Origin of the sequence: Silvimonas sp. (assembly GCF_031291215.1) — a bacterium.
Classification (GTDB): domain Bacteria; phylum Pseudomonadota; class Gammaproteobacteria; order Burkholderiales; family Chitinibacteraceae; genus Silvimonas; species Silvimonas soli.
Genome location: NZ_JARLJK010000066.1, coordinates 367,126 through 388,978 on the forward strand (window position 1 = coordinate 367,126; position 21,853 = coordinate 388,978).

At 58.1% G+C, this 21,853-nt stretch carries 20 protein-coding genes and 1 riboswitch; of the genes, 14 read left to right on the forward strand and 6 right to left on the reverse strand.

Annotated elements, in window-relative coordinates:
- The first annotated feature begins 45 nt into the window (after positions 1-45).
- From P4L78_RS09615 to P4L78_RS09645, 7 genes are all read left to right on the forward strand, one after another.
- Positions 46-1,053 carry a bile acid:sodium symporter family protein gene (locus P4L78_RS09615; RefSeq protein ID WP_309327792.1) on the forward strand — a complete coding sequence of 336 codons (1,008 nt, stop codon included), beginning with the start codon at positions 46-48 and terminating at the stop codon, positions 1,051-1,053.
- 154 nt (positions 1,054-1,207) lie between these two features.
- The gene (locus tag P4L78_RS09620) at positions 1,208-2,230 is read left to right on the forward strand and encodes a LacI family DNA-binding transcriptional regulator (RefSeq protein WP_283147673.1); all 1,023 of its coding nucleotides are present in this window, start codon (positions 1,208-1,210) and stop codon (positions 2,228-2,230) included.
- A gap of 1 nt (position 2,231) precedes the next feature.
- On the forward strand, positions 2,232-3,719 hold the full coding sequence (locus P4L78_RS09625; protein ID WP_309327793.1) for a sugar ABC transporter ATP-binding protein: 1,488 nt from the start codon (positions 2,232-2,234) through the stop codon (positions 3,717-3,719).
- Positions 3,700-4,695: an ABC transporter permease gene (locus P4L78_RS09630; protein ID WP_309327794.1), complete on the forward strand. Its 996-nt coding sequence runs from the start codon at positions 3,700-3,702 to the stop codon at positions 4,693-4,695. The genes P4L78_RS09625 and P4L78_RS09630 overlap by 20 nt, the downstream gene beginning before the upstream one ends.
- A gap of 214 nt (positions 4,696-4,909) precedes the next feature.
- Positions 4,910-5,872: a substrate-binding domain-containing protein gene (locus P4L78_RS09635; RefSeq protein ID WP_283147670.1), complete on the forward strand. Its 963-nt coding sequence runs from the start codon at positions 4,910-4,912 to the stop codon at positions 5,870-5,872.
- A gap of 80 nt (positions 5,873-5,952) precedes the next feature.
- Positions 5,953-7,002: a sugar phosphate isomerase/epimerase family protein gene (locus P4L78_RS09640; protein ID WP_309327795.1), complete on the forward strand. Its 1,050-nt coding sequence runs from the start codon at positions 5,953-5,955 to the stop codon at positions 7,000-7,002.
- Positions 7,003-7,052: 50 nt separating this feature from the next.
- On the forward strand, positions 7,053-8,201 hold the full coding sequence (locus tag P4L78_RS09645) for a Gfo/Idh/MocA family oxidoreductase (RefSeq protein ID WP_309327797.1): 1,149 nt from the start codon (positions 7,053-7,055) through the stop codon (positions 8,199-8,201).
- Between the two features lie 61 nt (positions 8,202-8,262).
- On the opposite strand, the gene P4L78_RS09650 is transcribed toward P4L78_RS09645, so the two are convergent.
- Positions 8,263-9,261: a sodium:calcium antiporter gene (locus P4L78_RS09650; RefSeq protein WP_309327798.1), complete on the reverse strand. Its 999-nt coding sequence runs from the start codon at positions 9,259-9,261 to the stop codon at positions 8,263-8,265.
- Positions 9,254-9,478: riboswitch (yybP-ykoY riboswitch) on the reverse strand. It overlaps the preceding gene by 8 nt.
- A gap of 112 nt (positions 9,479-9,590) precedes the next feature.
- Here P4L78_RS09650 and P4L78_RS09655 point away from each other — a divergent pair.
- The 5 genes from P4L78_RS09655 (at position 9,591) to P4L78_RS09675 (ending at position 16,909) form a co-directional block, all read left to right on the forward strand.
- A complete protein-coding gene (locus P4L78_RS09655) occupies positions 9,591-10,712 on the forward strand; it encodes a Card1-like endonuclease domain-containing protein (RefSeq protein ID WP_309327799.1) in 1,122 nt (373 codons plus the stop codon).
- 85 nt (positions 10,713-10,797) lie between these two features.
- Positions 10,798-11,970: an acyltransferase gene (locus P4L78_RS09660; protein WP_309327800.1), complete on the forward strand. Its 1,173-nt coding sequence runs from the start codon at positions 10,798-10,800 to the stop codon at positions 11,968-11,970.
- A gap of 119 nt (positions 11,971-12,089) precedes the next feature.
- Positions 12,090-13,499: an ethanolamine ammonia-lyase subunit EutB gene (locus tag P4L78_RS09665; RefSeq protein ID WP_309327801.1), complete on the forward strand. Its 1,410-nt coding sequence runs from the start codon at positions 12,090-12,092 to the stop codon at positions 13,497-13,499.
- Complete coding sequence (eutC, locus tag P4L78_RS09670) at positions 13,496-14,350, forward strand: ethanolamine ammonia-lyase subunit EutC (protein WP_309327802.1); 855 nt, start codon at positions 13,496-13,498, stop codon at positions 14,348-14,350. The genes P4L78_RS09665 and eutC overlap by 4 nt, the downstream gene beginning before the upstream one ends.
- A 189-nt stretch (positions 14,351-14,539) precedes the next feature.
- The gene (locus tag P4L78_RS09675) at positions 14,540-16,909 is read left to right on the forward strand and encodes a glycoside hydrolase family 3 N-terminal domain-containing protein (RefSeq protein WP_309327803.1); all 2,370 of its coding nucleotides are present in this window, start codon (positions 14,540-14,542) and stop codon (positions 16,907-16,909) included.
- 148 nt (positions 16,910-17,057) lie between these two features.
- Here P4L78_RS09675 and P4L78_RS09680 read toward each other — a convergent pair whose 3' ends face one another.
- Both P4L78_RS09680 and P4L78_RS09685 read right to left on the reverse strand, forming a co-directional pair.
- Entirely contained in the window at positions 17,058-17,477 is a 420-nt protein-coding gene (locus P4L78_RS09680) for a DUF1801 domain-containing protein (RefSeq protein WP_283147661.1), read from the reverse strand.
- Between the two features lie 51 nt (positions 17,478-17,528).
- Positions 17,529-17,951 (reverse strand): SRPBCC domain-containing protein, encoded by a 423-nt coding sequence (locus P4L78_RS09685; protein ID WP_309327804.1) that lies wholly within the window; start codon positions 17,949-17,951, stop codon positions 17,529-17,531.
- Positions 17,952-18,585: 634 nt separating this feature from the next.
- Here P4L78_RS09685 and P4L78_RS09690 point away from each other — a divergent pair.
- Both P4L78_RS09690 and P4L78_RS09695 read left to right on the forward strand, forming a co-directional pair.
- Positions 18,586-19,131 carry a hypothetical protein gene (locus P4L78_RS09690; RefSeq protein WP_309327805.1) on the forward strand — a complete coding sequence of 182 codons (546 nt, stop codon included), beginning with the start codon at positions 18,586-18,588 and terminating at the stop codon, positions 19,129-19,131.
- A gap of 151 nt (positions 19,132-19,282) precedes the next feature.
- Positions 19,283-19,909, forward strand: a complete 627-nt coding sequence (locus tag P4L78_RS09695; protein WP_309327806.1) for a hypothetical protein — start codon at positions 19,283-19,285, stop codon at positions 19,907-19,909.
- A gap of 15 nt (positions 19,910-19,924) precedes the next feature.
- Here P4L78_RS09695 and P4L78_RS09700 read toward each other — a convergent pair whose 3' ends face one another.
- From P4L78_RS09700 to P4L78_RS09710, 3 genes are all read right to left on the reverse strand, one after another.
- Positions 19,925-20,404 (reverse strand): VOC family protein, encoded by a 480-nt coding sequence (locus P4L78_RS09700; protein WP_309327807.1) that lies wholly within the window; start codon positions 20,402-20,404, stop codon positions 19,925-19,927.
- A 241-nt stretch (positions 20,405-20,645) separates the two neighbouring features.
- Positions 20,646-21,014, reverse strand: coding sequence for a VOC family protein (locus P4L78_RS09705; RefSeq protein WP_309327808.1), 369 nt, complete (start codon positions 21,012-21,014; stop codon positions 20,646-20,648).
- Between the two features lie 77 nt (positions 21,015-21,091).
- Entirely contained in the window at positions 21,092-21,466 is a 375-nt protein-coding gene (locus P4L78_RS09710) for a nuclear transport factor 2 family protein (RefSeq protein ID WP_309327809.1), read from the reverse strand.
- Between the last annotated feature and the right edge of the window lie 387 nt (positions 21,467-21,853).

Below are 21,853 nucleotides of genomic sequence, written 5' to 3' on the forward strand. Positions count from 1 at the left end.
GAGTTGCAAATTGCATAACCTCCCGGCCACCGAACTGGATTCACCATGAAACGCCCGCGCTTTCTGCCTGATAACTTCACCCTGGCGCTGATCGCCACCGTGATCACCGCCAGCTTCTTGCCGGTGCAAGGGCACACTGCCGTGGCCTTCGGCTGGGTAACCAACTTTGCGATCGGGCTGCTGTTCTTTTTGCATGGCGCCAAGTTGTCACGCGAGGCGGTGATTGCGGGCGCCACGCACTGGCGGCTGCACGCGGTAGTCATGCTTTCCACCTTTGTGATGTTCCCGTTGATCGGGGTAATGCTCAAACCACTGTTGTCGCCGCTGGTCACGCCCGATCTGTACATGGGCGTGCTATTCCTGTGTGCGCTGCCCTCCACCGTACAATCGTCGATTGCGTTTACCTCAATGGCGCGTGGCAATGTGCCTGCGGCCATTTGCAGCGCGTCGGCATCCAATTTGTTTGGCATTTTTCTGACGCCGGTGATTGTCGGCCTGATGATCAGCGGCACTGGTAAAGGCGGATTCTCGTTTGATTCGATCCTGAGCATTGTCGAGCAACTGCTACTGCCGTTCATTGCCGGCCAGATCGCCCGCAAATGGATAGGAGGCTGGGTTGATCGCAACAAGGGCGTGCTCAAATATGTGGATCAGGGTTCTATCTTGCTGGTGGTATATGCCGCGTTCAGTGAGGCCGTGGTGCAAGGTTTGTGGCACAACACGCCGGTGAGTGCACTGTGCGCCATTGTGGTGGTTAACATCGCCGTGCTGGCCCTGGTGCTGACGCTAACCACTTATGGCAGCCGGGCGCTGGGCTTTAACAAAGAAGACGAGATCACCATTGTGTTCTGCGGCTCCAAAAAGAGCCTGGCCAGTGGCGTGCCGATTGCCAATGTCTTGTTTGCTGGTCACGCGGTAGGTGCCATCGTGTTGCCGCTAATGTTGTTCCACCAGATTCAGTTGATGACCTGCGCGGTACTGGCGCAAAAGTACGCCCAGCGAAAAATGGCCAAATCAGCAGAGGCACCGCTGGCTGTGGCGACGCCAAAGTAAAATCACGTATAGGGTGGATTCGGCGCAGCCAATCCACCCTGCGGCTTCCCGCCTCTTTCTACCCTCCCTTACCCCGCACCGCACCATCGAAATTTATTGCACTTGGCAATGAATGCTCCTAAAAATGTAATCGATTACATTTGACTACATTTTGATGCCGCGAATCAGCCAAGCCACCTCTGCCAGTCCAGTATCCATTGCCGCTGTCGCCCGTCACGCCGGGGTTTCGGTGGCGACGGTGTCGCGCGTGCTGAACGGGCAAGAAGTGGTCAAAGCCGATACCCGCGACAAGGTGATGGCGTCGGTGGAAACACTGGGCTATCGCATCAACGAACTGGCGCGCAATCTGCGCACCGCCGAAAGCCGCTTGTTGCTGACCATGGTGCCGGATGTCGGCAATCCGTTTTACGCCGAGATCGTGCGCGGCATTGATAGCGTGGCGCGGCAGCAGGGTTACTTTGTTTTGCTGTGCGATACCGGCGCGGATGTCGGGCGCGAACGCAGTTATTTTGATCTGCTCCGCCGCCGCCGCGCCGACGGAGCCATCTGCCTTGACCCGGACACCGTGCAGCACGCGCTGGCGCAAGAAGCGGCCACGCTGCCGTGGGTAGCGTGCTGCGAGTTTGATCCGGATATGGCCGTGCCGTACGTCGGCATTGATAACCGCGCCGCCGCATTCGAGGCCGTGCAGCATTTGCTGGCACGCGGGCACCGGCGCATTGCGCTGATCAACTCGGATGAAACGTACCTCTATGCCCGGCAGCGCAAACAAGGCTGGCTGGATGCGCTGAGTGCAGCCGGAATCACCGCTGATCCGGCCCTGAGCGTGAACGTGCAAAGCCTGGATTACGCGGCGGGTAACGCGGCGATTCGTGAACTTATGGCGCAAGCAAAGCCGCCGACCGCCGTGTTTGCGGTGTCGGATACCTTGGCGATTGGCGTGCTGGCCGGTTTGCGCAGCATAGGAAAACGGGTGCCGGAAGACGTGGCCGTGGTGGGTTTTGACGATATCGCGCTGGCCACGCAAAGCGACCCGCCGCTCACCACCATCGCCCAGCCCATGCGTGAACTGGGCGAAACCGCCGCGCGTTTGTTGCTGGAACGGCTGGCAAACCCGACAGCGCAATTGCCCGGCGTGCTGTTAAACCACCAACTGATCGTGAGAGCGAGTAGCTGATATGAGCCTCTCAGTGCGATTTGATGCCATCAGCAAACGCTTCGGTCCGGTCGAAGTGCTGCATGAGGTGAGCTTTGAAATTGCACCGGGCAAGGTTTACGGCTTGTTGGGGGAAAACGGCGCAGGCAAATCCACGCTGATGAAAATCCTCGCGGGCTATGAGACAGCCAGCGGCGGCGAGATATTCGTCAACGACGAACCGCTCAGCTTTGCCAGTTCACGTCAGGCCGAAGCCAGCGGCATTGTGCTGATCCACCAGGAACTGAATCTGGCCGAGCACCTGACAATTGCGCAGAATATTTTCCTCGGACACGAGCTTAAACGCGGCTGGTTGCTGGATGAAACCAGCATGGCCAGCATCACTCGCCAGCATCTGCAGCAAGTCGGGCTGGATGCCGCGCCGGATACGCCACTGCGCAATCTGATCGTGGCGGAAAAACAGATGGTGGAGATTGCCAAAGCGCTCTCGCGCCACGCCCGTTTGCTGATCATGGATGAACCCACCGCCACGCTCACCCCGAGTGAGACGGAGCGCTTGTTCGGACTGATCAACAAGCTCAAGGCCGATGGCGTCACCATTTTGTATATCTCGCACAAGCTGGATGAAGTTGAACGCATTACCGACGAGATCATCGTCATGCGGGATGGCCGCTTTGTGGCGCGCGAACAAACCGTCAACGTCAGCCGCCAGCAAATGGCCAATTTGATGGTCGGGCGCGAGTTGTCAGATATGTTCCCCACCAAAACCCCGCCCGCTGCCGACGCGCCACGTGCGTTGCGGGTGACTGATCTGTGCGTGCCCGGTTGGGCGCAAGACCTGAGCTTTGAAGTGCGCGCCGGGGAGATTCTGGGATTCGCCGGGCTGGTTGGCGCGGGCCGGACGGAATCATTCGAGGCCATCGTCGGGCTGCGCAAACGCACGGCGGGGCAGATTGAATTGGGTGGCCGCGCCGTGGCGATGCGCAACCCGCGTCAGGCCATGCAGCAAGGGCTCACCTATCTGAGTGAAGACCGCAAAGGCAAAGGCCTGCACGTGAATATGGGCCTGCGCGAGAACCTGACGCTAATGACGCTGGAGCGTTATGCCGCGCCCTTCCTGAATGTCGGTGCGGAAACTGCCGCGCTGGCCGGAGCGGTGCGCGAGTTCGGCATTCGCACCGGCGATCTGGACAGCAAGGCCCGCATGCTCTCGGGGGGCAACCAGCAAAAGCTGGCGCTGGCCAAGTTTCTGCATCCCGACCCGAATGTGATCGTGCTGGATGAACCCACGCGCGGCGTGGACGTGGGCGCAAAGCGCGATATTTACTTCCAGATTCACGCGCTGGCCGCCAGTGGCCGCGCGGTAATTGTGATTTCCAGCGAATTGATTGAATTGATTGGCCTGTGTCATCGCGTTGCCGTGATGCGCGCGGGCCGCCTGCAAGCCACGCTCGGCATCGAGCAACTGACCGAAGAGGCCTTGATCGCACATGCAACCGGCACCCACTGAAACCGCGCGTCCTTCTACGCACTGGCTGTCAAAACTGCATGCGGTTGGCCCGTTGCTGGGGCTCATCGTCGTGTGCATTGGCGGCACCTTGCTGAATCGCGATTTCGCCACGCTGGATAACCTGATGAACGTGCTCACGCGCACGGCTTTCATCGGCATCATCGCCGTGGGCATGACCTTTGTGATCATTTCTGGCGGCATTGATTTGTCCGTCGGCTCGATGGCGGCGCTGATCGCCGGCAGCATGATTGTGCTGATGAACAAGCTGGCCAGCAGCGGGCTGGCGGGCATCACCATTGTGTTGCTGGGCATTGCCCTGGCGCTGATCTTGGGTGCGCTATTTGGCGTGATGCACGGGCTGCTGATTACCAAGGGGCGGATCGAGCCGTTCATTGTCACGCTGGGTACGCTGGGCATCTTTCGCGCCGTGCTGACCTGGCTGGCCGACGGCGGCGCGCTGACGCTGGATAACACGCTCAATGATCTGTATGGCCCGGTGTATTACGCCAGTTTTCTGGGCGTACCGGTGCCCATCTGGGTGTTTTTGCTGATGGCGGCAGGCGGCGTGATCATCCTGAACCGCACGGCATTCGGGCGGCACGTACAGGCCATTGGCTCCAACGAACAAGTGGCGCGCTACGCGGCCATCCGCGTTGATCGGGTCAAGATCATTACCTACGCACTTCTCGGTTTGTGCGTGGGTGTCGCCACCGTGCTGTACGTGCCGCGGCTGGGTTCGGCCACGCCCACTACCGGCTTGTTGTGGGAGCTGGAAGCCATTGCTTCGGTCGTGGTTGGCGGCACTGCACTTAAAGGTGGCGAAGGCCGGATGCTGGGCACGGTAATCGGCGCGATTCTGCTATCGGTGATCAGCAATATTCTTAATCTCACCAGCATTATCAGCGTGTACCTGAACGCAGCCGTTCAGGGCGCGGTGATTATTGTGGTGGCGTTTTTGCAGCGCGGGCGCCGCTAGTCTGGGGTCCTCCAGAAAACTGCCCTGGCTGTGTTATCCGCCCAGGCCGTATCGAAACAGTTTTCTGAAGGACTCCGTTTAAGGAGCAATGAAGTGGCAGTAGATGGGTAATACGCAATAACAACGACTCTGTGCAGTACCCGGGCGCCAACCGCGCCAGCCCAATCCGGTTTTTGCCTATGCGGCGAGCCGGGAAAACAGGAGAGAGAACACCATGAAAGGCTTTACTCAAGTATTGAGCGCCGGTGTATTGGCGCTGGCAGCCACGGCAATCAGCCCGGCTTTTGCAGCAGAAAAAGTCACGTTGGGCGTGTCGATTCCCACCGCTGACCACGGCTTTACGGGCGGGATTGTGTGGTGGGCGAACGAGGCAAAAAAAGATCTGGAGAAGAAATATCCCGATCTGAAAGTCATCGTCAAAACCGCCGCCAACGCGCCGGAACAAGCCAACCAGTTGCAGGATCTGGTGACGGTCAACAAGATCAACGCGCTGGTGATCTTCCCGTATGAATCCGCCTCGCTCACGCAACCGGTGGGGCAGGTGAAGAAAAAGGGCGTGTATGTAACCGTGGTTGATCGCGGCCTGACGGATACCAGCGCACAAGATGCCTATGTGGCCGGTGACAACACCGCTTTCGGCAAATTGCCAGCGGAGTATCTGGTCAAACAGTTGGGCGGCAAAGGCAACATTGTGGCACTGCGCGGCATTCCGACCACATTGGATAACGAGCGCTATGACGCGTTTTCTGGCGTGATCAAAAACTCGCCAGATATGAAGATTCTGGATGCCAAATATGCCAACTGGAATCGCGACGATGCCTTCAAAGTCACCCAGGATTTCCTGACCCGCTTCAAGAGTATCGACGCGGTCTGGGCGGCGGATGACGACATGGCCGTGGGCGTGCTCAAAGCCATCGACCAAGCCAAACGCACCGATATCAAGATCGTGTTTGGCGGCGCGGGCTCCAAAGGCATGGTGAAAACCATTCTTGATGGCAGCAACAAGCTGATCAAGGCCGACGTCTCGTACTCGCCCAAGTTTATCTACGACGCGGTCAAACTCACGGCCGAAGCGCGGCTGAAAGGCGACAAGCTGCCAGCCACCACCATCATTCCGTCGGTGCTGATCACCAAGGACAACGCCAAGGAGTTTTACTTCCCGGATTCGCCGTTCTGAGGCGTGAAGAAGCGTAGCCCGGATTGCGCCGCAATTGCTCCGGGCTACGTGCTTTGAACAGCGGAACGAGGATTTTCATCATGAAAACCATCAAGGGCCCGGCTATTTTCCTTGCCCAGTTCATGGGCGACGCAGCGCCATTTGATACGCTACCGCGACTGGCGCAATGGGCGGCTGGGCTGGGTTATGAGGCGATCCAGATTCCGGCCGACCCGCGTTTGCTTGATTTGCAACTGGCGGCCACCAGTCAGACTTATTGCGATGACCTGCGCGGCATGTTGGCCGGATATGGCATTCAGATATCCGAGTTATCTACGCATCTGCAAGGGCAACTGGTTGCGGTGCATCCGGCCTATGACAGCCTGTTTGATGGCTTTGCTGCGCCAGCCGTGCGTGGCAATCCACCGGCGCGGACCGCGTGGGCGATTGAGCAACTCAAGCTCGCTGCGCAAGCATCGCAACGCTTGGGTTTAAGCGCGCATGTCACATTCAGCGGCGCACTGGCATGGCCTTATTTTTACCCGTGGCCGCAGCGCCCGGCTGGGCTGGTGGAAGCGGCATTTGCTGAGGTGGGTAAACGCTGGCTGCCCATTTTGCAGGTGTTTGACGAGGCGGGTGTGGACGTCTGCTACGAGCTGCATCCCGGCGAAGACCTGCACGATGGCGTGACTTTCGAGCGCTTTCTGGATGAGGTCGGCCAACATCCGCGCGCCAATATCCTGTTCGACCCCAGTCACATGGTGTTGCAACAAATGGATTACCTGGCGTTTATCGACATCTATCACGCCCGCATCAAGGCGTTTCACGTGAAAGACGCCGAGTTCCGCCCCGATGGCCGCCAAGGTGTTTATGGCGGTTACAACGGCTGGGTGAACCGTGCCGGGCGGTTCAGATCATTGGGCGATGGTCAGATCGACTTCAAGGCCATCTTCTCGAAAATGGCGCAATACGACTTTCCCGGCTGGGCCGTGCTGGAGTGGGAATGCGCGCTCAAGCATCCAGAAGACGGCGCACGCGAAGGCGCTGCGTTTATTCGTGAACACATTATTCGCGTCGCCGAGCGGGCGTTTGATGACTTTGCCGGTAGCGGTGTGGATCAAGCGCAATTAAAGCAGTTGATGGGCTTGTGATCGCAGGTTGGATGGGCGATGCCATCCTGGTAACGCAACGAGGACATACAATGAATCGACGTTTACGTCTTGGTATGGTCGGCGGCGGGCAAGGCGCGTTTATTGGCGCGGTGCATCGGCTGGCTGCGCGGATTGACGACTGTTACGAACTGGTCGCGGGAGCCTTGTCGTCGGACCCACAACGTGCCGCTGCCAGCGCAGCAGACACTCGTATCGACCCCGCCCGCAGTTACACCGATTACCGCGAAATGGCTCGCGCCGAAGCCGCGCGCGAAGATGGCATTGATGTGGTCGCGATTGTCACGCCCAACCACTTGCATGCTCCGGTCGCGACGGCTTTTCTGGAAGCAGGCATCCACGTGATCTGCGATAAACCGTTGGCGATTTCGCTGGCAGAAGGCTTGGCGTTACAACAACTGGCGCGCAGCAAGAACAAGCTGTTTGCGCTGACTCACACCTATTCCGGTTACCCGCTGGTACGCCACGCCAAACAATTGATCGGTGACGGCGCGCTGGGTGACATCCGCGTGGTGCAAGTGGAATACGCGCAAGACTGGCTGTCCGAGCCACTGGAACTGACCGACAACAAACAGGCCGGTTGGCGAGCCGACCCCAAACGCGCCGGGCCCGCCGGATGCCTGGGCGATATCGGCACCCACGCGTATCACCTGGCCGGATATGTCAGCGGGCAATACCCGAACTCCATTGCCGCCGAGTTGCATACCTTTGTGCCAGGTCGCCAGCTGGATGATCACGTGCAAGCCATGTTGCGCTATGCCAATGGCGCGCGCGGCATGTTGTGGGCTAGCCAGGTTGCCGCAGGCGAAGAAAACGCGCTGTATTTGCGCATCTACGGCACCAAAGCCGGGATCGCCTTCGACCAGCAAAATCCTAACGAATTGCTGTTTACGCCTTTGGGCGGCGAAACCCAGCGGCTCACCCGAGGCCGCGTGCAAAGCGCAGAGGCCATTCACGCGACCCGCGTACCACCAGGGCATCCGGAAGGTTATCTGGAAGCGTTCGCCCAGCTATATCGGGATGCCGCCTTGCAGATTCTGGCGCTGGATGAAGGCCTGGCTATCCCGCCCGCCAGCCGTTTATTGACGACGGTGGATGACGGCGTGGCTGGCATGCAGTTCATTGACGCCGTGCTGAAAAGCCACGCCGCCGACGGGCGCTGGGTGGAAGTCGCACCGTAAATAGCACTACGGCGCAGGGTGGATTGCCTGACTGAAAATCCACCCTGTGTGTCCTGGCTAATTACCCGTAAAAATGCACGCCCACGTAAACCGCGAACACCGCATACAACAGACCAACCGCCACTAGCTTGCGACTGTCTACCTGGCCACGGCGGAACAGATTCCATAGCACCACGATGGCACAGGCGGTGATGATGCCCGATACCAGCAACGGGCCATCAAAGCGCCACGGCGTGAAGAACAAGCCAAGTGCGCTCGGGATGGTGGCCTGAATCATCATGGCGCCAGAGATATTGGCCAGCGCCAGCCGCTCTTTGCCCTGGCGCACCCAGATCAGCGTGTTCATGATTTCCGGCAACTCAGTGGCGACCGGGCTCAGCAACAGCGCCACGATATGCGGAGCGATCCCCAGCGCGGCACCGATACTTTCCAGCTGCGCGACAAAGGTATGCGAGGCCACGGCGATCACGCCCAGCGCCAGCAACGATTGCAACGCTGCCCAGCCCATCGAGGCGTTTTGGGGCCGCAACTTTAGTGGTTCGAGTTCTTCCTCTTCTGGCGCAGTTTCCGCCGAGGTAATTTCACGCCAGACGTAGATCGCGTACGCCGCCAGGAACAACACCCCCAGCCACGGTTTGATGGCAAACGCCACCAGCCCCAACGCCACCTTGAATACAAAGATGGAGAGAAACGCCAGTTGGTCGTGCGCCAGCCGTTTGTGATCGACTTGCACCAGCCGATCCGCCCGTTGCAGACGGCGACGATTGAGCCACAGCGCGCCGCCGACTACGGCATAAGCCACCGTCGCCAGCACCAGCGGGCCACCCATGGCCGCGCCCACGCCAATATCCCGCGCCTGGTCGGTTTTACCGAAAACCACGGCGGTGAAGGTCACGGCGCTTTCGGGCAAGGCGGTGCCAAACGCCGCCAGCACAGTGCCGACGGCAGTGGCGCCCAGCTTCATATGGCGACCACACCACTCGATGCCGTTCACGAAGTATTCACAGGCCAGGTAAATGGCCAGCGCAGAAATAAAAAACAGGAAGATCGTCAGGATCATGGGAGCACGCAAGGCCGGGCAAGCTAGAGATAACCAATGGCGCAACGATGCGGCTTGCCCGGCGCGGGTAAGCACATCGTGGCCAAAGGTCTCGCCGGGCGTCCGGTACAGAACCGGATGCTGATCACGCCATGAAGCAGTGCGCTTCAAGTTTGTTGACGTGACCTCTTCTCAACGCGAATCGCGCGGAAGATAGCTACTCCCCAATGACAACGGGGCGGATTCTGGCAGCGTTTGGCGACACGCGCAAGCCTGGCAGGACAAGCGCGATATTTGCGATATATGCTACGCCCTGCCCTCGCCTCTTACGCTATACGGACACACACCTGATGGATCGCCACCTGATTGCCTTTGCCGACGCCTCCGAGCCGGATTTGATCACCCCCGCGCTGGATGCCCGCTTCAAGGTGCGCAATGTCACGCTATTGGCCGATGCGGGCAATGTCAGCCGCGCCAACTACATTGCCAGCGTGTGCCGCGATGCCAATCTCAATACCTCGGTGATGCCCATCCCGCATGGCTGGCACCCGGAACCCATCCGCGTGCGGCTGAAAGAGATCATCGCGCGCGGCGAGTTACCGTATTTGTTCAATCTGTCTGGCGCGAACCCGATTCACAGCGCCATTGCCCACGAGGTTGCACTGGGCCATCAAGTACCGGCGTTTGTGGTGAACCCATCCAGCGACCAGATCCACTGGCTGGCCCACGCGCCGGGTGATTTGCCCAGCGATGATGGCAACGTGCAAGACCGGCTGACGCTGGAAAGTTTCTTTGCGGTATATGGTATCGAGATTGTCTCGTGCAGCCGCCGTTTGCATCGGCCCAAACCGCAAATGGATGCCGCCGCCGACGTGCTCGCCCACCTGGCCGTGCAGCACCCGGAACTGATCAACAAGCTCAACGGCGTGTGCTCGTTGCTGACCGCCGAACATGAAACACGCAACCCCATCCCCAACCATCCGGCGTTGTTGTCGGCCCTGCGCGCCACTGGCCTGTGCCGCATCCTGCCGGATTTACGACTCAATCTGGCCCAGTTTGATTCGCGCCAGTTTCTGGGCGGCGGCTGGTTTGAATGGTGGTTGCTGCACCAGGTAGAAAGCCTCACCCCGGGCATGCCGATCCAGGACGCCGCAGCCAGCGTACGGGTGCGTTTGCCTAATGATGTTTCCAACGAGTTTGATGTGGCGATCCTCAGCAATAACCATCTGTATCTGATCGAAGCCAAAACCATCAACGCCGGTATGACCGACAAAGGCATCGGCCTGCCAACGTTGTTCAAGCTCGATAGCGTATCCACCCTCGGCGGCTTGCACGCCGACGCCATGATCGCCAGCTTGTCTCTGCCCACGCTGCGCGAAGCCAACCGGGCAATGGCGCAGGATATCGAAATCGTCGCCGGGCATGCGTTAACGCTGGTGCAATCGCATTTGCGGGATTGGTTGCGGGAGTAATAGCTCAAACCCTAGCCCGGATAAAGCCAGGCGAGAATCAAGAGCACAAAAACTGAAGACGCCCACCCCGCGCCCGGAATTTTGCATGACTGCCAATCCCTCAATCCAGCCTGGGCGCCATAACGGCCTGGATACGTTACGTGCCTTAGCCATTACGCTGGTGTTTATGTATCACTACGCCGCGTTCGTGAGTGGTGAATACACCTTTGGTCTGGGCAGCGAATTGGGCTGGATGGGGGTGGATTTATTCTTTGTGCTCAGCGGTTATCTGATTGCCAATCAGCTATTGGCTGGTTTGGTCGCTCGGCGCAAATTATCACTTAAAGCATTTTATGTGCGCCGTGCTTTGCGTACGCTCCCGGTCTTCTGGGTGGTATTGGCGCTGTACTTTGCCTTTCCGTCAATCATGGGTGGCAATACGCCGCCCGCGCTCTGGCGCTTTGTCAGCTTTACCCAGAATTGGCAATTGCAACCTGGCACGGCGTTTTCGCATGCCTGGTCTTTGTGTATTGAAGAACAGTTTTATCTGGTGTTGCCGCTGATTTTGCTGGCCGGCGCCAGGTATGGCACAAGCCGCACCCAGGCGTGGCTGGTATTGGCGGGATTAATCATCAGCGGCATCGTTAGCCGAACTCTGCTCTGGCAGGCGTATAGCCAAGGTAGCGCGAACCACACGGACTATTTCTATTACGCCAATATCTATTACGCCACCTTATGCCGCGCCGATGAATTCCTGCCCGGCGTGGCAGTCGCGCTGATCAAGCATCTGCATCCCGCGTTCTGGCAAAAGCTGATCCAGCGTGGCCAGCGCAACTTGTTTGCCGGCGTAGTCGCAATCACCCTGGTCATGTGGGGCATGCACCAGTCGTACTACGTGGCGAATCATGGCTACGGCTTCTGGATGACCACCTTTGGCTATTCGCTGGGTGCAATGGCCTTTGGCTTGCTGGTTATAGCGGCGCTGAGCCCGTCTAGCTGGCTTGCCCGCGTGCGTATTCCGGGTGCGTATACCTTGGCCATCTGGTCGTACTCGTTTTATTTGATCCACAAACCCGTGGCGCATATCGTGCAGCAACTGCTTAAACCAATGGGTGTGCCCGGCTCGCTCTTGCTGGTTGTGTTGACGCTGGCGTGTTTGCTGGCGACATGGCTGCTTCATCACTGGATTGAGCAACCCGCAATGCGCTGGCGTGACCGGCACTTGCCAGGCAATTTTGAAAAGCCGGTGATACCCACCTTGGCCGTCCAGCAAACTTGATAGCGGGGCTGATTCGCCAGTCGGCGGAGTGCTTGCCACAATTGGCGATTTTCATGGCAAACGCATAAAGTGGGTTCACGCACGTTTTGATAACGCGCTCGAACGGAGAAGCCCACGGCATGGCGCGTTACACGATCAATCTCGGTCTGCATACGTATACCTTCGACGACCTGCGCGCATTGATGGCCCGCGCTACGCCGCAACGTTCGGGCGATGAGTTGGCAGGGGTAGCGGCGCGCAGTGAGGAGGAACGCGCCGCTGCGCAGATGTGCCTGGCTGATTTGCCCTTGCAGGTATTCCTGAACGAGGCGCTGGTTCCCTATGAAGACGACGCCATCACCCGGCTGATCATTGATCGCCACAACGCCCAAGCCTTCGCGCCGGTCAGCCATCTCACGGTCGGAGGATTGCGCGATTGGTTGCTCTCTGATCTGGCGACTGAACTCAGTTTGACGGCGCTTGCGCCAGGTTTGACGCCAGAGATGGTGGCAGCGGTCTGCAAAATCATGCGCAATCAGGACTTGATTCTGGTGGCGCGCAAATGCCGCGTAGTAACGCGCATGCGTGGCACGTTGGGCCTGGCCGGGCGTATGTCGACGCGGCTGCAACCCAATCACCCGACCGATGATGCGGGCGGTATCGCCGCCAGTATTCTGGACGGCCTGTTGTACGGCAACGGCGATGCCATGATCGGCATCAACCCGGCGACCGACAACGTGGCGCAAGTCGCGCATTTGCTCGAAATGCTCGATGCCGTGATCACCCGCTACGAGATTCCCACGCAGTCATGTGTGCTCACCCATGTGACCAATACGCTGCACGCCATGGACCGCGGCGCACCGGTGGACCTGGTGTTCCAGTCCATTGGAGGGACTGAAGCCACCAATCGCAGCTTTGGCGTGGACTTTACTCTGTTAGCCGAAGCCCGCGATGCCGCGCTGTCGTTACGCCGGGGAACCGATTTTGACGGTGTACGCGGCGACAACATCATGTATTTCGAAACTGGCCAGGGCAGCGCGCTCTCGGCCAACGCACATCATGGCTGTGACCAGCAAACCATCGAAGCTCGCGCTTATGCCTTGGCGCGTGAGTTCAAGCCGTTTCTGGTCAATACCGTGGTCGGCTTTATCGGCCCGGAATACCTCTACAACGGCAAACAGATTATCCGCGCCGGGCTGGAAGACCACTTTTGCGGCAAGTTGCTGGGCGTGCCGATGGGCTGCGACGTCTGCTACACCAATCATGCCGAGGCCGATCAGGACGATATGGATTCCCTGTTAACCCTGTTGGGTGTGGCCGGTTGCAACTTCATCATGGGGGTTCCCGGTGCCGATGATGTAATGCTCAATTATCAGAGCACCTCCTTCCACGACGCCCTCTACATGCGCCGGGTATTGGGCCTGCGCCCCGCGCCGGAGTTTGAAGCGTGGCTGGAACGCATGCAGATTTTTGCTCCGGGCGGACCGGCTTTGCTGACCAACACCACCCCGCCGATATTTGCCCAGGCCTTGGCGGGCGATTCCCGATGACGGCCAAAGACCCACTCGCCACCGACACCGAAGAAGCGGTGACGCTCAACCCTTGGCAAGCGCTACGCCAGCTAACGCCCGCTCGCATCGCCTTGGGCCGCGCGGGGATCAGCCAACCCACCGCCGTGCAGTTGGCGTTTCAGTTAGACCACGCCCGCGCCCGCGATGCGGTGCATGCGCCGTTACCGGTTGAAGCTGTCCGCGCCGCCATCGCCGCGCTCGGTTTTGACACGCTGGCCTTGCACAGCGCTGCCGCCGACCGGCACGTCTACCTGCAACGACCTGATCTGGGGCGACGTCTGGACGATGCTTCAGCCGCTTTGCTGGCCACCAACTACAGCGCGCCTGATCCCGCCCGCTATGACATCGCGTTTGTGGTGGCAGATGGTCTTTCGTCATTGGCGATTGAGCGCCATGCGGCACCGCTGCTGGACAAGATGCGGCAGGCCCTGCCCGCGTCATCCCGCATTGCGCCGGTTTGCGTAGTCGAACAAGGCCGCGTTGCCATCGGTGACGAGATCGGCGAGGCGCTGGGCGCGCGCATTGTGGTGGTCATGATCGGCGAGCGGCCCGGCCTGAGTTCGCCCGACAGCATGGGTTTATATCTGACCTGGGCTCCCCGACGGGGACTGACCGACGCCGCGCGCAACTGTATTTCCAACGTGCGGCTCGAAGGGCTGAGCTACGACGAAGCCGCACGGCGTTTGTGCTATTTGCTGCGCGAGGCCCAAGCCCGGCAGTTATCTGGCGTGTTGCTGAAAGATGAAACCACAACGCTGCAAGGCAACCTGGAAACCGGGGCCACAACCTTGGTACCGGGACCTACGCCCGCGGATGCGGGTGATTATTGAGTAACCAGTCACCCTCGCGGCCCCCATCTCCCGCGTGGGCTGACTGCATCCAATAAAGCTGGTTGGGGTCTATCCCTTTAGCCAAAAAATCGCTGAAGGTATGATGACCGCCGGGTTCCACTGTTCGCCATACCGCTGTCAAACTCCTCCTATGCCAGAGCGCTTCCAGGATTTTCCAGGATAAAAATAATGACCACTCTGTACAAAGACCCATCCAAACCTGTTGCCGCGCGGGTTGAAGACCTGCTGGCGCAAATGACCCTGGCCGAAAAAATCGCCCAGATGCATGCGTTCTGGCTGGTACTGGACGCCGCTGGCAACCACCGGCCACGCAACGATGCCTTCACCGGTGCCAGTGACGTTGAAACCTTGCAACGTCAGCTGCAGCATGGTTTGGGCCAAATCACCCGCCCGCTGGGCACGCATCCGGTTGATCCACTCGAAGGTGTGCGGGCACTGAACGCCCTGCAACGGCATCTGGTGGAATCCACGCGACTGGGCGTCCCTGCGCTTTCGCATGAAGAATGTTTGTTGGGGCTGATGGCTGTGGGCGCCACGCTTTACCCATCAGCACTGGCCATGAGCGCCACCTGGAACCCGGATCTGATCGAACAAACCGCGCAAGCCATCGGCGAAGAAGCGCGCAGCGTCGGCTGCCACCAGGGGCTGGCACCAGTACTGGATGTTTCCCGCGACGTACGTTGGGGGCGTACCGAAGAAACCTTTGGCGAAGATCCGTACCTGATCGGCGTGCTGGCAACCCGTTACGTGCAAGGCTTGCAAGGGCCCAAGCGTGATCTGCTAGCCACACTCAAACATTATGTCGGGCACTCGTTCAGCGAAGGCGCACGCAACCATGCGCCGGTGCATCTGGGCTGGAAAGAACTGAACGACATTTTCATGCTGCCGTTTGAAATGGCCGTTAAACAAGCCAACGCGGGCTCGGTGATGCCGGCGTATCACGATATCGATAACGAGCCCGTGCACGCCTCGCACCATCTGCTGACTGAAGTGCTGCGCGAGCAATGGGGGTTTGATGGTCTGGTGGTGGCGGATTATGTCGGTATCAGCCTGTTGTACCAGCATCACGGTGTCGCGCAAGACCGGGCCGAAGCCGCCGCGCAATCGTTTAATGCCGGGCTGGATGTCGAACTACCCGGCGACGATTGCGCCACGCATCTGCAAGAGGCCCTGGAATGCGGCTTGATCTCCCAGGGCAAGATTGATGAAATTGTGCGGCGCGTACTGACCGAAAAATTCCGCCTGGGTCTGTTTGAACGCCCCTACGTGGATGAAAGCGGCATCAATCTGCGCAGCCCCAAGGCGCTCGCACTGGCGCGCAGCGTGGCGCAGCAATCTGTGGTCATTCTGGAGAATAACGGCATCCTGCCGCTGGCGGCGAATGGTACCCAAAACATCGCCGTCATCGGCCCCACCGCAGATGACCCGCTGGCTTTGCTGGGCGGTTACAGCTTTCCGGTGCATTTGATTCTGAGCGAAAGCAGTAGCGGTGCCGAGCATGTGATCACCCCGCTGGCCGGGTTGCGCACGGTATTTGGTGAATCGCGCATCAGCTACGCGCCTGGCTGCAAGATTCTGGAACAGCGCGAATACGGTAGCCCGGTGTTTCCCGGAGATGTGGAAAGCACTACCGATCTGCAACGACAGTCGCCGGTATCCACCAAGACTGACCTGATTGCCGACGCCGTGACTGCCGCAAAAGAGGCAGATATCGCCATCGTCTGCGTCGGTGATCTGGCTGGCCTGTTCCAGACCGGCACAGTGGGCGAAGGCTCGGATACGGACTCGCTCAATCTGCCGGGCGTGCAGCAGCAATTGCTGCAAGCAGTGGTTGATACCGGCAAACCGGTGATTGTCGTCGTGATGGGGGGTCGTCCCTACAGTCTGCAGGGGCTGGAATCACACGTGGCGACGTATGTGATGGCGTTTACCGGTGGGGAACAGGGCGGCGTAGCGCTGGCCGAAGTGCTGGCCGGGCTGGTTGAACCATCGGGCCGCATGACCGTGTCTATTCCCAAGAGCGCGGGTGCAGTCCCGTATTATTACAACCACAAACTCAAAAGCGCCGGTACGCCTATTGCCTTTCACTTCGGCAGCGCTTACCCGTTTGGCTATGGCCAGAGCTACACCACGTTTGAATACGCTGATCTGGTCATCGCGCCGGGCAGCGTGGATATCCAGACCGGTGATGTGGCCTGCACGTTCAGCATCACCAACACCGGCACCCGGCCAGGCGTGGCGGTGCCGCAAGTGTATATCCGTGACCAATTAGCCAGCCTGGTCCGCCCGGTGCAAGAGCTGAAAGCCTTTGGCCGCTTTACGTTAGCGCCCGGCGAGCGCCGCCAGGTATCTGTGCGTATTCCGGTTGATATGCTCAATTTCACCGGCAGCGCAGGCGCGCGCATTGTCGAGCCCGGCGATTTCGATATCCGCATCGGCGCATCGAGTGCCGACATCCAGTTGCGGGGTGTGGTCACCGTGGCGGGCGCAGTGCGCACCCTGGCGCGAGACTGGCGCATGCAGAGCGAGTGCAAGTGACTGGACTTGTCTGATAGATAGCCGCGTTCCCCGCCATTTGATGGCAGGGGATGCGGCTGCAGGATACTCCTGGCATTTCCCGGTTTAGTCGAAACTGCTACCGAGTCGAGCCCAGGCCGTTGCAGCGGCCAGGCCCGAAAGCGCCATCTCAGGCTTTGGCTTTCTTCGCGGATTTCGATTTGCTGGCCGCATTGAGCGTAATCGCCTCTTGAACCAGTGTCTTGAAGGCAGATTCGTCGACTGGCTTACCCTCAAAGATATCAATCGCGCGGCGGGTGTTGCCGTCCAGGCTCGAATTGAAGAGCTTGTGCGGATCAGGCAAAGAAGCACCTTTGGCAAAGGTGAGCTTCACCTTGTCTTTGTACGATTCGCCGGTGCAGATAATGCCGTTGTGCGACCACACCGGCGTGCCCATCCACTTCCATTCTTCCAGCACATCCGGCACGGCCTGGTGGATCAACTTGCGCATTTTGCTGAGGGTTTCCCCCCGCCAGTCGCCAAGGTCCGCAATGCGCTGCGAGATAAGTTCGGAGGCTGGCTGGCCGTTACCGCTATCGGTTTTACTCATCTGTTCATCCTGGTAGTTCTAGATCAATGCCGCCCTGGTGATACACGGCGATCACTTCTGACCGATTTCAACGTTCAGCCGATCCAGGTTTTGCTCGTTGGCCGGCTCGACAATGGGGCGAACGGCATTTGCTACCGCCGCATCTGCAAACACCTGTTCCCAAGTCACCATTGTGCCGCCAGCAGAAGGTTCGAGCGCGATGGTAAGCACAAATTGCGGTGGCGAGATGTGCTCGATCACCACTCGCCGATCCTCATCAATGCGGGTAAAGGTAGACGCATTGGCGTACGTGGTTCCGTCTGGCCCGATCATGCTGAAAACCCATTGGCCGCCGGGTACAAACTCGAATGTCTCGAAGCGATTGGAAAAACCGTTTGGACCCCACCACCTGGCAAGCCGGGCCGGGTCTTTGATGACCGCGAAAACGGCTGCGGGGTCCGCGGCCAATTCCCGGCTGGTTTTGAATGTATTCACGTTTGCCATCCTTCTGCCATTGCGTTCATCAATTGAAACGCCAAGGTTTTATGCGACCTGGGCCGCCGTGGTTATACGGGGTGCTACCTGTCGCACCGGCATAAAGCGTGCTGCTGGCAAGTCTTGCCATGTGCAAAGAATCAGCGCCAGTTGCCGGCAATTGGCTCTCCCCCAGCACGCGGTGCCGACTTGTTTGTGCCAACAGGCATAAGCAACTTAGCGCAAAGGCCAGCAACTCGCCATCAACAAACGATTTTAACGCTCGCTCATCCGGGCCAAAGCGACTTGCTCTTGTCCGCTGCGATGCCAAGGCGGTGCTCGTACAAATACAGCGGGCAGAATTTCTTTATTTGCTCACCACATTAGAAATTAATTATTTATTAACGCTTATGTCGCCAAAACAACATTGCTTGTATCAGCAATTAATCCATCAAAGCCAATCCCCGCTCAGATCATGGCCATTTGCGCGGCAATTGCTTGTATCGGCAAGCATTAGGCAATTTGGGGCAATTTTGTTTTATATCAAATAAATGACGTAAATGATTACGGGAACCGTGTGAAATAAGGAACTTATTTGACTTCGGCAATGGCCTCATAATCAGCATTCAAAATTACGAGAATATGAGAAGAGAGAATGATGAGATTTGCTTTGGCCACCCTGGCAGTGGGATTGACAGCAACTCAGGCCAGCGCCGAATTGATGAATTACGATGCATTAAATGGCGAGCACGTCCGCTATGTTGAAAGGGTGATGTTCTCAAATGGCTTTCATCAGAATCGGGAATATCGTTCCGGGGTGGACTATTACGAATCGTTTCTGAACGATCAATTCGGTGAAGAAGTAACAATGAATTTCCATGACGGCGTGCTGCGCTCGCACGACATAACACCGGCACTACCCAAACAGAGCAAGCATCATCACATTAGCGACTGGAGTCAAAGCGATGGAGATCAGCCGGTCGCTGCGGATATGTCGCGTGCGGTTGATATTTCAACGTTGGCCGGTGCCCGCGCGGCAGGTGGCGAACAATATCTCACCAACAATGGTTTTGTATTGGCACGGCAATCTGGCCTGGTTACTTACTGGCGCAACAATGCAACGCACCAGTGCGCGAAGGTAAAAACAAATAACGGGCGCTATGCCGATGTTGAGTTGGTTCCACAGAACAGTTGCCGGTAACGAATAAACATATCTGCAGTGGATTTGATAGCGCCCAGCCAATAACAAATCCACCAATCACTTGCGCCAGTTTCAAATAAATAAACCTCGCATTTATATTCGACAAAAATTAATCCGTAACTTTAAATTACGGCACCTCAGGAAATGAGAAATGATGCGCCAAGTCGTGCTTTTTACCGGTTTATGCCTCATTGCATCGCAATCCATTGCGGATGTGGTTGACTATGACAGTCTGGATGGTCAACGCCTGAGCCGCGTTGAACGCACCATGTTTAACAACGGTTTCCATCAAACCAGCGAATACAATTCCGGCAACACTTTCCATGAAGTTTTTTATAACGACGATGCCAAAGAAGAAGTGGCCATGGATTTTCGCAATGGTCGGCTGGACTCACATCACGTGACTCACAAGAACGATGACCATCACGACAATGGCTCACAACATCGGGTAGCGGAGCGCAACAAGAATGTCGCCATGGGTGTGGCCCTGGCTGCGGCATTGGGCGTTGGCTTGTATGCGCTGAATCAGCACAAAAAAGATCAGCACAGCGACCAGACAAGCGACACCTCGGGCAGCCGGGTTCAATTGAGCACCCTGACCGGTTCACGGGCCTCTGGCGGAGAACAGTTTCTCACCAATAACGGCTTCGCCCTCTCGCGCTCGTCCGGGCTGACCAATTACTGGTACAACCAGTCGACCGGCCAGTGCGCGCAAATCAGAACCAGCAATGGCCGCTATAGCGATGTCGCGGACGTGGCGATCGAAAATTGCAAATAAGGCGCGCCGTGCGCTTCAGCCGCGCCGGGCCGCTTCGATTGCCGCGATGTCGATCTTGCCCATCGTCATCACGGCTTCGAAAGCGCGTTTGGCTGCGGCGGGATCAGGATCGGTAATCGCCGCGACCAAAGCACGTGGCGTAATCTGCCACGACAGACCCCATTTGTCCTTGCACCAGCCACATGCGCTTTCCTGGCCGCCATTGCCGATAATCGCGTCCCACAAGCGATCCGTTTCAGCCTGATCATCGGTGGCAATCTGAAACGAGAACGCCTCACTGTGCTTGAACGTCGCGCCGCCATTCAGGCCCAGGCACGGAATACCCGCCACGGTGAATTCCACCGTCAAGACGTCACCCTCCTTACCTGAGGGATAATCACCCGGCGCCCGATGGACCGCGCTAACTGCGCTATCCGGAAAGGTGCGGGCGTAAAACTCGGCGGCTTCCAGCGCCGTTCCGTTGTACCAAAGACAAATCGTATTCTTGCTGACCATCCTGGTTCTCCTGAATTGAGAGAGGGGAAATCGTCCTTGCTAGTGGTCATCAGTATGCCGCTGATTGCCACCACCGAGAACGGAGGGCATGACAAGCGGACCGATCACGAGCCGTTGCCGGGATGCTCAAGAGTGCGCAGATTCTGGACCGGTGCGGTTGTTTTCAACAGACAATCGAGCACCACATAACGCCGCAATTCAGTTAGCGGAATATCTACAAGATCGTCATTTGGGGAATAGGTCACGCCGCAGGTTGATGGCAAACCACTTCAACATTGTGTCCGTCCGGGCCGATGACGAAGGCCGCATAGTAGTTCGCGTGGTAGCGCGGGCGCAGGCCAGGCGCGCCATTGTCTTTGCCGCCTGCTTCCAGCGCCGCGCTATGGAAAGCATCGACTTGCTGGCGATTTTCAGCCACGAACGCCAGGTGTAGATGCGCTGGTTTCTCTTCGGTCTGGAACAGGCACAACGAAGTCTTGTCGTCCGAACTAAGCTCGATACCGTGCGGCCCTTCCTGGACAATAACTATGCCGAGCGGCGCAAGCGACTGCAGGAAGAATGCTTTGCTGGCTGCGTAGTCACTGACACCAAATACCACGTGATCAAACATGAGTGCTCCTGAAGTGCGTGGGTGAATTGATCAAGCACGACATTGCGAAGGGCGGACTGGATAAAGCAGGCGGGACTTCAGCCGTGCGCAATGTCAGCCAGGTGCGATGAGCCCTTGATATCAAAGCGCGTGACGCGTTCGTTTTCGACCCGAAAAACGTGCCGTATGAATTCATCTAGAAGCGTTACTCCCTGCAGATCCCGCACCGTCTGGTGGACTTCGACTTCCAGCGCACCGTCCTCGGTGGCAGATATCTTCATCGGCGAGACGGATGGATCAATCACCGACCACTGATAAGTCCAGTATTCCCTGACGGCCTGTCTGCCATGGACATAAGTGCCTTCCATCCCGTTGGCCCAGATGACATCCTCGGCCAGCGAAGACAGCACCGCGTCGATATCACGATGGTTAAAACGGTCATACAAATGCCGGATCAGTTGCTCGTCAGTCATTTCGTATTCCTCGGCCCAGAATGTCTTGGCATTCCATACAACGGGAAACTGCAACGCAGTAGCGCAATTCACGGCGCCGCAATGGATTCGGTCCGCAATGACGACAACGACATCAATCATCCGAGCCCCGAACCTGGTAAAGAATAGCCGGTCCCCGCATATTTAGCCCAAGTCCGCCTTGGGCCAAATACGAAAATTGCAGGCAAATCAGATGCGCTCAGCAGAGCTACGGGTCGAACCCGGCTCCATGGTCTGGCCCGGCCTCGATGGACACTGACTTAAGGTGGATAATGCCCACCCAGGAGTTGTGTTCATGACCAAGACCAGACGTACTTACCCCGAATCCTTCAAACGTGATGCAGTAAACCAGGTGCTGGCCGGCACCCC

Coding starts and splice junctions, on each gene's coding strand:
- P4L78_RS09625 (WP_309327793.1), top strand. CDS start 2,232: ATGAGCCTCTCAGTGCGATTTGATGCCATCAGCAAACGCTTCGGTCCG.
- P4L78_RS09635 (WP_283147670.1), top strand. CDS start 4,910: ATGAAAGGCTTTACTCAAGTATTGAGCGCCGGTGTATTGGCGCTGGCA.
- P4L78_RS09665 (WP_309327801.1), top strand. CDS start 12,090: ATGGCGCGTTACACGATCAATCTCGGTCTGCATACGTATACCTTCGAC.
- P4L78_RS09690 (WP_309327805.1), top strand. CDS start 18,586: ATGATGAGATTTGCTTTGGCCACCCTGGCAGTGGGATTGACAGCAACT.
- P4L78_RS09700 (WP_309327807.1), bottom strand. CDS start 20,404: ATGGTCAGCAAGAATACGATTTGTCTTTGGTACAACGGAACGGCGCTG.
- P4L78_RS09650 (WP_309327798.1), bottom strand. CDS start 9,261: ATGATCCTGACGATCTTCCTGTTTTTTATTTCTGCGCTGGCCATTTAC.
- P4L78_RS09630 (WP_309327794.1), top strand. CDS start 3,700: ATGCAACCGGCACCCACTGAAACCGCGCGTCCTTCTACGCACTGGCTG.
- P4L78_RS09705 (WP_309327808.1), bottom strand. CDS start 21,014: ATGTTTGATCACGTGGTATTTGGTGTCAGTGACTACGCAGCCAGCAAA.
- P4L78_RS09680 (WP_283147661.1), bottom strand. CDS start 17,477: ATGAGTAAAACCGATAGCGGTAACGGCCAGCCAGCCTCCGAACTTATC.
- P4L78_RS09645 (WP_309327797.1), top strand. CDS start 7,053: ATGAATCGACGTTTACGTCTTGGTATGGTCGGCGGCGGGCAAGGCGCG.
- P4L78_RS09615 (WP_309327792.1), top strand. CDS start 46: ATGAAACGCCCGCGCTTTCTGCCTGATAACTTCACCCTGGCGCTGATC.
- P4L78_RS09655 (WP_309327799.1), top strand. CDS start 9,591: ATGGATCGCCACCTGATTGCCTTTGCCGACGCCTCCGAGCCGGATTTG.
- P4L78_RS09710 (WP_309327809.1), bottom strand. CDS start 21,466: ATGACTGACGAGCAACTGATCCGGCATTTGTATGACCGTTTTAACCAT.
- eutC (WP_309327802.1), top strand. CDS start 13,496: ATGACGGCCAAAGACCCACTCGCCACCGACACCGAAGAAGCGGTGACG.
- P4L78_RS09660 (WP_309327800.1), top strand. CDS start 10,798: ATGACTGCCAATCCCTCAATCCAGCCTGGGCGCCATAACGGCCTGGAT.
- P4L78_RS09675 (WP_309327803.1), top strand. CDS start 14,540: ATGACCACTCTGTACAAAGACCCATCCAAACCTGTTGCCGCGCGGGTT.
- P4L78_RS09695 (WP_309327806.1), top strand. CDS start 19,283: ATGATGCGCCAAGTCGTGCTTTTTACCGGTTTATGCCTCATTGCATCG.
- P4L78_RS09620 (WP_283147673.1), top strand. CDS start 1,208: ATGCCGCGAATCAGCCAAGCCACCTCTGCCAGTCCAGTATCCATTGCC.
- P4L78_RS09640 (WP_309327795.1), top strand. CDS start 5,953: ATGAAAACCATCAAGGGCCCGGCTATTTTCCTTGCCCAGTTCATGGGC.